The following is a 14,167-nucleotide window of genomic DNA, read 5'->3' as shown; positions in this document are numbered from 1 at the left end:
CCCTCTTATAGATTCTTTATTATATTTTCCATTAAATTAATAAACTTTTCTCTAGCCATAGCTGAAGTTTCCATTACCTCTTGATGATTTAATGGTTGATTTAATATACCTGATGCCATATTAGTTAGACAGGATACTCCTATTACTTTCATCCCGCTATGATTTGCAACAATAACCTCTGGTACAGTTGACATTCCAACAGCATCTGCCCCAAGTATTCTAGCCATTTTAACCTCTGCTGGTGTTTCATAAGTAGGACCACTAAATAATGTATATACCCCTTCTTTAAGATCAATATTAATAGATTTAGCTATTTCCTTAACTTTATTTCTTAAGTCTTCGTCATAAGGATTAGACATATCAGGGAATCTTGCTCCAAACTCATCTAAATTTTTTCCTATAAGTGGATTTGATCCTGAAAAGTTTATATGATCTTTTATAAGCATCAAGTTGCCTGGCTCAAATTCTGTATTTACAGATCCAGCTGCATTAGTCACTATAAGTTTATCTATACCTAATAGTTTCATAACTCTTACTGGGAACGTAACATCCTTCATATCATACCCTTCATAATAGTGAAATCTTCCTTGCATAGCAAGAACTACCTTTCCTTGAAGTTTACCTATAACAAGTCTTCCTTCATGACCTTGTACAGTAGATACTGGAAAATGTGGTATGTCAGTATATAAATAGCTTTCAGCCTCTTCTATTTTATCTGCTATAGCACCAAGTCCAGATCCTAATATTATAGCTATCTCTGGTTTATACTTACTTTTTCCTTTTATATAGTCTGCTGCCTCATTTAATTTTGCCATTAATTCCATTAACAAAACCTCCTAATTTTTATTATTTATTATTAAAATATCTTGAAAAGCTTGTGAACCTATGTCTATTCTTCACTTAAACCTTTTTAACATATCTTACTATTTAATTATTTCTTTTAAAAAGCTTTCTCCATTTTTAACTTTTTCTACGCTGAAGATATCTGCAATAGTTTGCCCCATATTATAAAATCCTTTTTTTATTCCCATATTAACATTTTCTTTTAACTCTTTTCCATAAGCTAAAAACGGTATATATTCTCTTGTATGATCTGTTCCAGGTACAGTAGGATCACATCCATGATCTGCAGTTATAAATAGGGCATCGCTGTCTTTCATTTCATTTAGTATGTCTAAAAGTCTATTATCAAATTCCTCTAGCCCTTTTCCATAGGATATAAAATCATTCCTATGACCCCATTTCATATCAAAATCCACAAGATTTGTATATATTAATCCCTTTTTATCCGTTTTCATATATTCTAAAGTTTTATCTATACCATCCATATTATCTTTTGTATGTACTGCTTCAGTAACACCCTTTTTACAAAATATATCTTCAATTTTACCTACAGCCATAACATTTAATCCATTATTTTTTAGTATATCAAGTATTGTATCATGAGGTGGTAACAATGAAAAATCTCTTCTGTTAGATGTCCTTACAAAGTTTGGAGCATCTCCAATAAAAGGCCTTGCTATAACTCTTGCTACTGCATGCTGATCTTTTAAAATGCCTCTTGCTATTTCACACATCTTATATAATTCATCTAATGGAACTATATCTTCATGTGCAGCTATTTGAAATACACTATCTGCTGATGTGTACACTATAACTTTCCCTGTATTCATATGTTCTTGTCCTAGTTCTTCAAGGATAGTTGTGCCGGAGGCTGGTTTGTTTCCTATAATATTTCTTCCAGTTAATCTTTCAAATTCTTCAATTATTTCCTGTGGAAAACCATCTGGATAAGTTGGAAATGCTTCTTTTAAATAAACTCCTGCCATTTCCCAGTGCCCAGTAGTTGTATCCTTGCCATTAGACATTTCTTCAAACTTACCATAACAGCCTATAGGATTTTTATTATATTTTGTTCCCTTAATTCCATCTATATTGCCAAGTCCTAGCCTTTCCATATTAGGTATTTTAAGTCCCCCTACTGAATTTGATACATTTCCTAGTGTATTAGCCCCTTCATCACCATATTTATTTGCATCTGGTAACGCTCCTATTCCTACACTATCTAAAACTATCCATATAATTCTTTCTATCATTTTATGTCCCCTCCCTAAATATTCAATAAATATATTATATCTTTGTAAGCGCTTTCGTCTATCCTATATTTATCCGATGGCTACCATCCGTAACACTCCTGTCCTCTTCAAGGTGGGGGATGACGGCTGCTACGCCCCTGGATAAGTTCTTCTAAGACTCACTTGATAAAATGAATTTAAGGTTTTCAAAATACTATTTTAAAAACCTTAAATATACCTTCGTTTATTATGAAGTTACTTATTATTACTTTTGCCTAATTTTATATTTTTCTGATCCCTTTAGCACTAGATTAGGCAATAAGGTAATCCTTCTTATTTCATTCTTATTTTTATTATTTAATATATCTACAAGCATTTGCATACCAAGTTTACCCATCTCCACAGATGGTCCATTTACGTAGCTTATATTAAATCCAAGTATATTTAATATCTCAACTTTATCAAATGCCACTAATGAAATGTCCTCTGGAATATTTATCTTTTCCTCATATATGGCCTTAAGAGAACCTAGAGTTGTCATATTGCTACAGACAAATAGAGCCGTAGGTCTGTCCTTCATTTTTATTATATCTTTAGTTATTTTATACGCAGTTTCCTCTTTGTAATCTCCATAAAATGTGTATTTTTCATCTAAAGATATGTTATTCATAAGTAATGCCTTTTGATACCCTAGATACCTATCTTTTGCTGGTTTAGAATTCATACGTCCTGTTATTACACCTATTTTTCTATGACCTTCTTTTATAAGAGCTTCTGTAGCTTCGTAAGCTCCTTTTATATTATCAACAAAGACACCATTAAAGGTAGTATATTTTACATTACCATCTACTAATACTATTGGTATCCCCATATTTTCCAAGGTTTTAAGATATTCACTATTAAATTCATCTTCTGCTGAGGTTGGAGCTATTATTATTCCTTGTATCCTCTGTTCTGTTAAAACCTTAAGAGCTCTTAACTCTTTTTCTTTGCTTTCATCAGTATTGCATAATATTATATTAAGACCACTTTTCTCTGCAACCTCTGTTATCCCTTTAATAACCTCTCCAAAGAATGGGTTAACAATATCCGGAACTATAACCCCTATGGTATTAGTCTTATTTTTAGATAAACTTCTTGCTATAGCACTTGGAGTATAGTTTAGATCTTTTATAACCTTTTGTACTCTGATCCTAGTTTCCTCTTTTACATACCCAGAATCATTTAGTACCCTGGATACAGTAGCTAATGATACTCCTGCCTTTTCTGCAATATCACTTATTGTAATGGCCATATTAATCCCCCTTATGCTTTAGTGCAGATTTTGAATACGATATCAAAATATGAATAGTCACTACATATTTTGATCAAATCCTGCTCCAACGCCTTTAAATATATAACTTAAACAGGAACATTCTCCCTAAACCATACTTAGCGATGTTACCGCTTTCACGTAATAATAATAACCTATTTTCTCATTTAATTCAAGTACCTACTATAATTTTTACATGAATTTTAAATTATCCTACATATATTTTATAAAAATTTAGGTAAACTACATAAATAACTATACAATTTTGCTCCCATGAACCTCTACAGCTCCAGTATATTTTACTAATTCATTATAATTATCTTTAGTTACTCCTCCACCAGGCATTATAATTATCTTATCTTTCGAATAATTTATAAGTTCCCTTATACAATCTCTTCCTTCAATAGCGCTTTTTGCTCCACCCTTTGTAAGAATCCTATTTACCCCAAGTTTTATCAAATTATCTATAGCAACCTTTTTATCTTTTATTTCATCAAAAGCCATATGAAATGTTATTTCCATAGGCTTTGCCATATCCACTAGTTCTTTTGTCCTATTAATATCAATATTATTTTCATCATCTAAGATCCCTAATACTACTCCACTTACGCCAGATTCTTTGCAATAAATTATATCTTTTTTCATTATTTCAAATTCGTCCTTACTATAATTAAAATTGCCACCTCTTGGTCTTATAATAACCATAATATCAGAATTTAATTTTTCCTTTGCCATTAAAATTGTACCTAAACTAGGGGTTGTACCCCCTTCTAAAAGATTGTCACATAGTTCTATTCTATGTGCACCTAATATATCTGCTCTTTTTGCATCATTAAAATTTCCAACACAACATTCCAATTTTAAATCCATAAATATCCCACCTTAAAATATAATCTATTTAAAAATCATTCCTTTACTTTGAAATTACAGGTTGAGAACAAAATGTATGATAATCTATATCTCTCATAAATAAAGACAATCTTAAAAATCCAATAGTAGCACTTATAAATGCAGCTCCGAAAAATCCAAACCCATAATAATTTGTTCCAAGAAACAAAGTACATATAGTTAAAATTATATTGCTTAATATAAATATGGAAGTTACCATCAAAGCACCTTTTCTATCATCAAAGTAAAGTTGTAATAATACAAATACCAACATCATCATATTACAATACACTCCAATAACTAAGATATTAAACATGTCAAGGGAAATACCTATAACGCCAAATCGTGGAAGTATAATTTTTCCTAGTAATAAAAATAGAATTGTAAACACAAGTTGAATTTGCATGATATGAAGTATTTCTCGCCATAGGGTATTTGTCATATCATTCTTAGCTCTTTGTATGTCTCTAAAATTACCTCCATTTGTTATAAATCCATAATACATCTTATATTTGTCATAAAAACTTGTTTCTACAGAAACTACAAATGTAACTATAGAAGGTATTCCACTTAAAAAGGCATAAAATACTGCCACATCATAAAGTGGAGCATATCTATAGGTATTATATATTGATACCCCTAATTTGCTATTCCAAAATATAATGTTATGTATATATATTCCAAGGGTATAAGATAAATTTATTAAAAATAATGAAGGATATCTTTTGAAGTATCGTATAAAATCAAAGTATTTATTATTTTCTACATTAAAGAACTTTTCTATGTAATATAGAAGCATTATAACTGTTATAAATATTCCAATATCCATTGCTAGTAACATATATAATACTATATTTAAAGTATTAATCTTTATAAATAAGAAAGCTAACATCATAGTTACTGCAACACCTATAAAAAATGCCTTAGCAACTTTAGTATAATCTTTTAATGCAGATAAATATACAAACTCTACCCATAACATTATAAGTTCCATATATAATACATAAGATGCAATCTTAATATTAATTTCTATCGGCGAGATATAATAAAATACTCCTCCAATCAAAGCACCTACTGCAAGTGTTAATGTTAAAACTCCATATAAAGAAGAAAGTATATAGTCATATTCCTTAGAAAATAACCTATCTGATATATATCTTGTTATTACCATAGTAAATCCACTAGTTATTATTTGAGAAAATATAAATGCATACACCACAGATGCTAAAAATAATTGTCCTTCCATAAATGGCACTTTAATAAATGTTAATAAAAGCTGTATAAAAGTCACCATTAGTGTACATAAAATAAGAGGTGCTGCACTAACTATAGTCGAATAAATATATGCTCTTGAACTATAAAAATAGCCTTTTTTATTAAACAATTTCTTAAGTTCAAACCCTATTCCTGCCACTTTCAAATCACCTCTTCATATTTTTATAAAGATCTTTGTACCTATCTATGAAATATTCTAAAGTGTAGTGTTTAGATACTCTTTCAAAGGCATTGTGACCCATAGACTTCCTTAATTCATAATCCTTAGAAAGTCTTACTATATTACTTGCCATATCCTCATAGTTCATAGATTGCACTATATATCCGGACCTTCCTATACCATCATTGCTGCCATAAAGTAACTCTTTGCAGCTACCTACATTAGTAGCTACAAATGGCTTTGACATGGCCATTCCTTCTAAAATAGCCAGTGGCTGCCCTTCGCTTATGCTACTTAAAACTAAAATATCCATCTTTCCTACATATTCTTTTATATTAACCTTGCCTGTAAATATAACATCTTGTACCTCTAAAGAATCTACAAGTTCAATACATTCTTCATAGTAGTCCTTATTTTCTTCAATGGGTCCCATTATGTAGAACTTAGAATTTGGTATTTCTTCCTTTACTAAAGCAAAACTTTGAATCATAGTTTTAATATCTTTTATAGGAACTATTCTTACCACAGCACCAATATTAATATAATCATCATTAAATGGCTTTTTAGGAATATTTAAAAAGTCATTTACATTGACTCCGTTAGGTATTACTGTAATCTTTTCTTCTTTGCAGCCAAGCTCAATTTCCACTTCTTTATTTCTATTAAATAAAGTTATAACATTATCAGCACTAGAATAAGCAGTGTATGATAAATTATAAAAAAACTTAATCCAAATATCTTTAAATACTCCTTTTACCCATGTAGATTTTATTATTTCTTCTTCTCTCTCACGGGTATATATGCCATGTTCTGTTAAAAGGTAAGGAACATTGTACATATCTTTAGCAAGAGAACCTACGATTCCTGCATATCCAGTAGAAACACTATGGTATATATCTGCTTTTGGTATGTCAGATTTTATAATGTAGAAAATCGGCAAAAGCATTGATCTTACATTCCAAAAGAACTCTGTAAAAGGTATAAATTCAAAGTTTTCTTCATAAGCCTTAGTTATAATATCAAATAATTCTTTGCTCATAAAAAAGTTTCCTATATCTTTATATCCTAATTTCTTGATAAATGTAAAAATAGGTTGAAAATCTGTTTTGTTCCCTATTATTAAGTTATAAAAAGAAGTTTTAGCATTTTCATTTATCTTAAGCTTAGTTCCGTACCTACCTTTAGAATCGAGAAAATCATCTATAAAGACTTCTTTTATTTCTAATAAATTTTCTGGCATATCATAAACAAACTTTCCTCTATCCTTTTTTTCAGCACCTATAGCATATATTACAAACTCATGTTCCTTCATACTACTTATAAGGGATTGTATCCAACTAGAAACTCCGCCAACTACATAAGGGTAGCTACCTTCCGCAATAATACATATTTTCACTATACCACCTACCTCAATATCTTTATAGAAAATTCAGGCCCTAAAGCTTTTATTATATATCCCTCATCTTCCAATGGAATAATTTCACAATTTTTTGTTCCTCCTATTTTTTCATTACTCCTAAGTATAAAGTAACCTTCCTTTCTAAAATTATCAATATACCCTATCATCTGGTCATCTTTATATTTAATATACACATCCATATCTAAATAATTCTTTAAAGCTTCTCCTGCATCTGATATTTTCCTAGGTGTCATCCATGAGTATTTTTCTTTAACAGTTTTAAATATATTTCCGAATTCCTCCGTAAGCTTAGACCATGACTTCCCTGAGTTTCTTTCTACATCTAAAACATCATCGGGATGCACAAAGTGTGATACTATCCCAAAGGAATTTACCCCATTATAAATACTCCAATAAAGTTCATTACTTTCTTCATACCCTGAAGTAAATCTTGGAAATTCTATTATTCCATCCTTTGCTATTTCAAATTCTTGTATATAAGAATCACCCTGTTCATTTCCAAAATATAACGATGAAATTATTTTTATATCTGGTAAGACGCTTTTTATGGCTTCCCGTCCCTCCTTACTTAAGATATTAGAAGGTGGAACATAAGCTCTTATTTCATATTCATCATAAATACTTTTAGTATATATTGAAACCTCATTTAAAGCTTCCTTCATATCTTCTATGTTATCCCATGAATTATATCCTAAATCACTTTTTATATAATCTTTCATTACTAAAGGTTGGTGATTATACCCATGTATTCCCATCTCACCACCATTTCTTAAAAGTTCTCTGCCATATAGTAATAAATCATTTTTATTTTTAGATTGATCCTCTTCGTTAAAAGGTGCCTTTGTATTGTTATTGTAGGTTTCTATTATAAATCCACTATACTTTACATTATATAACTTTGAATACTTTATAAGATCAGACCACCATATATCCCTATAAAACTTGTCTGTTTCTAATTTATATTCATTATATACTAATGGATTTTTCCCAATTGGTATAGGAGATGGGAAGTCATCAATGAAAACCACCTTAGAATTTACAATAGGGTAAATAAAATTATCCTTCATAAGCGAAAGTGCTCCAGCTATAACCCCTCTATTAATCTTTTCTTCAAGCATAGTTCCGTTAAAAACTACAACCTTCCCCTTATCTAACTTGTACTCCCAGAGCAACGGTAATCCATTACTATCCTTTAAATGTACTTTTGATTGTTCTTTTAAACTAACATCTAAAGAGGAATTATTTATAAAATCTTCCTTTGTAATATACCCCTTTGCACCTAACATAAAATCACTTATTACATCTATACCTATTGCATTTTTTAAATTTTTTATACTTTCCATTCCTAAGCTCTCTTTAATCTCCATTAGCTTTTCTGAATCTAAGGGCCTTTTTGCAAAAAATATACTGCCACCATTTTTAACATAACTTATAATTTCATTTGTTTTAGATATACTTTCTAATAATTCACTACATATTATATATCCATCTGAAGAGTTATCAACTTCCATTAATTTTGAAATTTCAATATCTACGCTATCTTTTTGCATATAACTTAAAGTTTTAGCAACATTGTCTTTAATAATTATGCTTCCCTTATCATTTTCATCATAAATTAGTATGTATTTTTCCTTTTTTAAATTGCTAGTATCTATATTTTTCACTTCATATTTTTCTAGTGAATCGTATTTATTTATATTTTTCACAAATTTTAATATAGACTCTGAACTTATACCCTTAGTTATTAAAGCTAAAAAAAATATTCCAACTAAAATTGTAACTATTATTTTTTTATTATTCATATTTATCTCCTCTTGACCAAAACCTCACTATATTAAGCGCCTCATTTGATAACTTTATAGGATATTTTTTAAGTGCCTCTAACATAATATAAAAGTTTTTTTTATCATTTGTTAAATAAAAAAGCTTCATAAATGATAAAAATGTATTTTCTGTATCTTTATGATTTTCGAAAAATTTCATACAGTAGACCTTTGCATTATCATAATCTTCTAAGCTCAATTTAGAATCAATTATAAATATATAATAATCCTCTTTAGATGAAGGATTAACCTTTAATAAAACTTCTAGTAATTCATCGAAAACTTTTAAGTATCGATGATAGCTTTTTACATCTAAAAAACCACTATTTAAATATTCATTTAAACAATTAATATATTCCTTTAAAAAGTCTTCATCCTTATTTCCTAAAGCAAATTGCTCTTTAAAAACTTTTAGTTTGCTATTAAACTCCCCTCTTAATTCTGTAATTACACTTGCCGCATAATGAGAGGTCTCAGTATCACTATCTTCTAAAGCATTTTTTAAAGCATGTATATAATTAATGCTATTCTCTTTTTTTATCATTTCTATAACTAACTCTCTTTTTTTAGAGTTAGTATTTAATATTAGTGCATCTTCTAGTGGTATCATGTTTATCTCTTTTTCTTTATTTACATCTTTTATATGCTTTATATCCATTTCTTCTCTTATATAATTTTCATACTCTTTAATATTTTCTCTACTATAATCTTTATATTTAAATATCCATGTCACAATACAATAAAGAGGCCCTGCTATAGGTAAAGTTATAGATATAATAAATTTATTTAAAGTGTAACCTTTAGATCTTTTTAATATTAGATTTATAAATAATATAATAAAAGAAAGGATAGTATTTATTATTAATATATTATTCAATTAGCCCACCCTCATCTATAAATTCTGTATCTATATTCCCTTCCCTTAATCTTTTTACAATACTTTCATAGTCTTTTGCTTTTGTGTTAGATAATATTATATACACACCATCATTTATAGCTCCTATATAATCAGTGTCTCTAATAACATTTAAAGCATTATAATTTAATTCTTCAAAAGACGTGAAAGATTTTACTTTTACTAATATATAAGGTATGTTCTTTTCTTCTTTTAATCTTTTTTTACTAAGATATATAGTTTTAAATGCATTATCATTTAATATTCTAGTATCTTTTATAAACCTTTCTTTATTTATAGCTATCTCGTAAGCATAAGCTTTTAATAAAGAACTTTTAACAAGCTCTACTATTATCTTAAATAAATTTTCAAAGTACAGTGTAATATAATTAAATTCAACATTATATACACATACATAAGCTATGTCATTTCCGCTTTCATCTAATATAGGAGATATAAACATAGGTATCCCTTTTTCTAGATTCCTATTTATATATATTCCATCCCTTTTAATTTCTTCAATAATGTTTTTATAATCCAACTTTTTAACAGAACCTTTTATGTTTAAGTTCGAATCTTTTGACTTTGAAACTAGCCTTAAATATTTACTATTTACACCTGATGCATATATTGCTACAGTCTTAGTTTTCATAGCTTCTTCTATTATATCAACAGCATTTTGAAATATATCTTCTACATCTAATTTATCTAATTCTTTTGTTATCTTATACATCTTCCCAAATACATCCTGTGAATTTAATATTTGTGCACTAAGCTCTTCCTTTACTATCAAAGTTTCGTTGTATATAATCTCCAAAAAGTTATATTTTTCTTTTACACTAGATATCTCCATATCTTTTGAATTTATATCAGAATTTAATTTATCAATTCTGTATCCAATAGCAAGTCCAACTATTATGTTCATTAAGATCTGAATTATATGTCTTTGTTCATATATAAATGAAACAATATCTCCACCTAAATGCAAAAAATTAAATATAGATAATAAGGTGGAAAGTATAACAGAAATTACAGCTTGTCTTGTTCCATACACTATGGCAATTAAAACAATATACACTATAGAAAAATTAAAATTACTGTCTCCATACATACTATTTGAAAATTTAGAGGTTAAAAAATATAATACTAAAAATCCTAACATATTTTCTATGTAAGGAATATATTTTGAACTAAAAAGTGCATCTTTTTTCTCATCTTTAATATTACTTTTTGATATTTTATTCTTATCTTGTTCAAGTTGCTCTTTCGACCACTTATATGTAAGTTTTATTCCTTGTTTTAAAGGATACTTTGGATTCCAATTTAATATTTTCTTTGCCTTATTATTATCTAATTGCATGTTTTTTATGTCCCACCACTTGTCCTTAGAATAAATAACACTTTTTATAGGTTTTTCATCTTTTATTAAATCTAATATCTCATTTACACTATGTTGCTCATTTGATGATATATTTAATACTCCGCTAAAGCTAGAACTCATGGATTTATATATTGCATCTACTACATCTTCTATATATATATAATCTTTAGTTTGAGTTCCATCTCCATACACAACTACTTCGTCCTCACTTATATTCCTTTCTATAAATTCACAAATATAATTTCCACCATCTATAGACTTTTGCTTTGGCCCGTAGGCACTAGACACTCTTAATATAACTACATTCAGATTATAAATTTCTGACCATTTTTTACAATACATTTCACCTGTAGTTTTCAAAATTCCATAAGGTGAGTTTGCATCTACAATATCTTCTTCTATATGTGGCAAGCTTCCTTTATCACTATAAACTAAAGCTGAAGATAGATATAAAACCTTTTTTATATTAAACTTAGTTGAAAGAGTTAGTATATTTATAAGTCCTGATACACTTAAACATTCATCTAGATTTGGATGTTCTTCTAGTACATTTATACTTCCACATTCTGCAAGATATATAACCATATCAAAAGCTATAGCTTTAAATATTTCCTCACACTTTTTATCACTAGTATCCAAATTATAAAATTTATGTTTTACTTTTACATTATTTGCATCTCCACTGGATAAGTTATCTATTATATAAATTTCATTTCCTTCTTTATAAAATCTTTCTGCAACTGTAGATCCTATAAATCCATAGCCACCCGCTATTAATATCTTCATAGCTTGTCCTCCTTATGTTCTATCCTTCTATTTTATCATAAACATTTTGCTTTATGTACCTTCATGGTTTGTTTTATGATATAATTTGAAAATAAGTAAATAACAAAACTTACAACATATTCTATTATTATTGAAAAGGGGGTTAATTATGTTTAGCAAGCTTTCAAAGCTCTTAGTTACGTTTCCACTTATATTAATTCTAACCTCATTTCAATTTAACACTAATAAATCTAGCCATTTTTCTTATGGTAACTTTGTTGGATTGTCTCCAAGTAAAATTGAAACTCTTTTTTCTTATGATGAAATTATAATCGATGCTAGTTATTATAGTAAAGAGCAAATTAAAACTCTTCACGATAATAATGTAAAAGTATATTCTTACTTAAACATTGGCTCTTTAGAAAAGTTTAGAGATTATTATGATAACTTTTCTAATCTTATAATTGAAAGTTATGAAAACTGGGAGGATGAGGGCTGGATAGACGTTACGAATATCTCTTTTCAAAACTTTATTTTAAATGATTTATCTAAAAGTTTTATAGATAAGGGTATTGATGGTTTCTTTATTGATAATATGGATGTTTATAGCATAAAAGCTAATGAGGCAACCTTTAATTCCCTTACCTATATGCTAAAAGAATTAAATTCTAAATACAATAAGCCTATAATTATAAACAATGGATATGATTACGTTGAAGAAGCTTTAAGGCTAAATATTGATATAAGAGAACTTTTTTATGGAATGAATAAAGAATCTGTTTTTACAAGCTATGATTTTGAAAAAAATAAACCTATTAAAAATAGTAAAGAAGAAACAGATTTTTTGCTTCAATATCTTAATAATATGAGCCATAATGGCATTAATATTTACATTATAGAATATTCTAAGAGTAAATCATTCACTAAAAAGTTACACAATTATTATGAAAATACTTCCTACAGTGTGTACGTATCCCCTAGAATAAGCTTAGACTAATGTATAAATAGTCTGTTTAATTATAAATACCTAAATAGCCCTTTAGTCTACTTATAATTAAATAGACTAAAGGGCTTTATATTTATTTAATATCTAATAATTCTTTAATAGTTCTAATAACGCCATTTTCTCCATTTTCATATTTAGTTACAAACCTTGCATGGCTTTTTACATCATCAGGAGCATTTTTCATAGCATAGCTATAATAAGCCTTATCAAACATAGTTAAGTCGTTATAGTAGTCTCCAAAAACCAAAGTTTCCTCATGGGTTATGCCCAATTTTTGCTGAACTAATGCAACAGCATTTCCTTTACTGCTTTTTATATTCGTAATATCCATCCAGCAACTTCCTGATACTGCCACATGATAACCTTCTTTGTATTTACCATGAATTTTTTCTGAAAAGCTTTTTTGAATACCTATATGTTGAATATAACTTAATTTTTGTATATGTATATTTTCATCTAAATCTTTAAAGTCTTTAAGTATAACCGAAGGTGCTTCATCGTAATTAATTGCACCTATTAATTCTTTTGAAGGCTCTTTAACATAGACTTTATAACTATCTGAAATTATAACTTCTATTCCTTCTTCATCCAAAGTTTCAGCCATTTCTATAACTTCATCTTTATTTAATGTGCCATCATACAAAACTTCTCCATTGTGATTAAACTGTATTCCTGCACCATTGTTACATATAAGAATCATATCATCTTTAACTCTCTTAAAATCTTCATCTAATGTAGTATATATTCTCCCACTAGCTACAGCAAAATATATATTTCTCTTATTTAATTCCTCAATTAGTTCATAAAATTCCTCGTTTATCTTACCCTTAGTATCTAAAAATGTTCCATCCATATCCGTTACTATAAGTTTAATCATATTTTCCTCCTCTAAAAATCCATTATATTAATTTTCTATGTTATTATATTAATAGTTTAAATTTTGTATATGCAATAAGAGTTTATTACCTTCACAAAACCTTTAATATGATTATTAAATTTCACCTTTGATAATCACATTAAAAGTATACCATATTTTCGCCTAAAATAAGATTTAATAATAACTATTATCTAATTATCTTCCTTAGTTTGAATTGTAAGGGAATCTTATGTAAAAAGCCTACTCCTTAAGAGCAGGCTTTCGTTTATAATATATTATTTATCCATTCA

11 protein-coding genes are annotated in these 14,167 nt (G+C 28.2%); 1 reads left to right on the top strand and 10 read right to left on the bottom strand.

The annotated features are described in order from the left end of the window. Positions 1 to 5 precede the first annotated feature (5 nt). From BD821_RS03460 to BD821_RS03420, 9 genes are all read right to left on the bottom strand, one after another. Positions 6 to 824, bottom strand: a complete 819-nt coding sequence (locus tag BD821_RS03460) for a purine-nucleoside phosphorylase (protein ID WP_104409335.1) — start codon at positions 822 to 824, stop codon at positions 6 to 8. A gap of 99 nt (positions 825 to 923) precedes the next feature. Then, positions 924 to 2,096, bottom strand: a complete 1,173-nt coding sequence (locus BD821_RS03455; RefSeq protein WP_104409334.1) for a phosphopentomutase — start codon at positions 2,094 to 2,096, stop codon at positions 924 to 926. Positions 2,097 to 2,340: 244 nt separating this feature from the next. After that, the gene (locus tag BD821_RS03450) at positions 2,341 to 3,369 is read right to left on the bottom strand and encodes a LacI family DNA-binding transcriptional regulator (protein ID WP_104409333.1); all 1,029 of its coding nucleotides are present in this window, start codon (positions 3,367 to 3,369) and stop codon (positions 2,341 to 2,343) included. A 273-nt stretch (positions 3,370 to 3,642) separates the two neighbouring features. Next, positions 3,643 to 4,257 carry a copper homeostasis protein CutC gene (locus tag BD821_RS03445; protein WP_104409332.1) on the bottom strand — a complete coding sequence of 205 codons (615 nt, stop codon included), beginning with the start codon at positions 4,255 to 4,257 and terminating at the stop codon, positions 3,643 to 3,645. A gap of 43 nt (positions 4,258 to 4,300) precedes the next feature. Beyond that, a complete protein-coding gene (gene pelG, locus BD821_RS03440; RefSeq protein WP_242971456.1) occupies positions 4,301 to 5,689 on the bottom strand; it encodes an exopolysaccharide Pel transporter PelG in 1,389 nt (462 codons plus the stop codon). 7 nt (positions 5,690 to 5,696) lie between these two features. After that, positions 5,697 to 7,106, bottom strand: coding sequence for a GT4 family glycosyltransferase PelF (pelF, locus tag BD821_RS03435; protein WP_104409330.1), 1,410 nt, complete (start codon positions 7,104 to 7,106; stop codon positions 5,697 to 5,699). A gap of 8 nt (positions 7,107 to 7,114) precedes the next feature. Then, positions 7,115 to 8,932, bottom strand: a complete 1,818-nt coding sequence (locus BD821_RS03430; protein ID WP_104409329.1) for a DUF2194 domain-containing protein — start codon at positions 8,930 to 8,932, stop codon at positions 7,115 to 7,117. Further along, positions 8,925 to 9,830: a hypothetical protein gene (locus BD821_RS03425; RefSeq protein ID WP_104409328.1), complete on the bottom strand. Its 906-nt coding sequence runs from the start codon at positions 9,828 to 9,830 to the stop codon at positions 8,925 to 8,927. The genes BD821_RS03430 and BD821_RS03425 overlap by 8 nt, the downstream gene beginning before the upstream one ends. After that, on the bottom strand, positions 9,823 to 12,015 hold the full coding sequence (locus BD821_RS03420; protein WP_104409327.1) for an NAD-dependent epimerase/dehydratase family protein: 2,193 nt from the start codon (positions 12,013 to 12,015) through the stop codon (positions 9,823 to 9,825). The genes BD821_RS03425 and BD821_RS03420 overlap by 8 nt, the downstream gene beginning before the upstream one ends. Before the next feature lie 148 nt (positions 12,016 to 12,163). Here BD821_RS03420 and BD821_RS03415 point away from each other — a divergent pair, with 148 nt between their 5' ends. Next, positions 12,164 to 12,991 (top strand): endo alpha-1,4 polygalactosaminidase, encoded by an 828-nt coding sequence (locus BD821_RS03415; RefSeq protein ID WP_104409326.1) that lies wholly within the window; start codon positions 12,164 to 12,166, stop codon positions 12,989 to 12,991. Between the two features lie 82 nt (positions 12,992 to 13,073). On the opposite strand, the gene BD821_RS03410 is transcribed toward BD821_RS03415, so the two are convergent. Then, positions 13,074 to 13,877, bottom strand: coding sequence for an HAD family hydrolase (locus BD821_RS03410; protein ID WP_104409325.1), 804 nt, complete (start codon positions 13,875 to 13,877; stop codon positions 13,074 to 13,076). Between the last annotated feature and the right edge of the window lie 290 nt (positions 13,878 to 14,167).

The sequence above is a fragment of the Clostridium algidicarnis DSM 15099 genome, assembly GCF_002934235.1.
GTDB lineage: Bacteria > Bacillota > Clostridia > Clostridiales > Clostridiaceae > Clostridium_L > Clostridium_L algidicarnis.
Note: the sequence above shows the minus strand (reverse complement) of the source record. Positions and strands in the feature narration are given on the sequence as shown.

Excerpts from the sequence above, each read along its gene's own strand:
- BD821_RS03455 (WP_104409334.1), bottom strand. The coding sequence starts at position 2,096 with ATGATAGAAAGAATTATATGGATAGTTTTAGATAGTGTAGGAATAGGA.
- BD821_RS03430 (WP_104409329.1), bottom strand. The coding sequence starts at position 8,932 with ATGAATAATAAAAAAATAATAGTTACAATTTTAGTTGGAATATTTTTT.
- BD821_RS03420 (WP_104409327.1), bottom strand. The coding sequence starts at position 12,015 with ATGAAGATATTAATAGCGGGTGGCTATGGATTTATAGGATCTACAGTT.
- BD821_RS03450 (WP_104409333.1), bottom strand. The coding sequence starts at position 3,369 with ATGGCCATTACAATAAGTGATATTGCAGAAAAGGCAGGAGTATCATTA.
- BD821_RS03460 (WP_104409335.1), bottom strand. The coding sequence starts at position 824 with ATGGAATTAATGGCAAAATTAAATGAGGCAGCAGACTATATAAAAGGA.
- BD821_RS03410 (WP_104409325.1), bottom strand. The coding sequence starts at position 13,877 with ATGATTAAACTTATAGTAACGGATATGGATGGAACATTTTTAGATACT.
- BD821_RS03445 (WP_104409332.1), bottom strand. The coding sequence starts at position 4,257 with ATGGATTTAAAATTGGAATGTTGTGTTGGAAATTTTAATGATGCAAAA.
- BD821_RS03415 (WP_104409326.1), top strand. The coding sequence starts at position 12,164 with ATGTTTAGCAAGCTTTCAAAGCTCTTAGTTACGTTTCCACTTATATTA.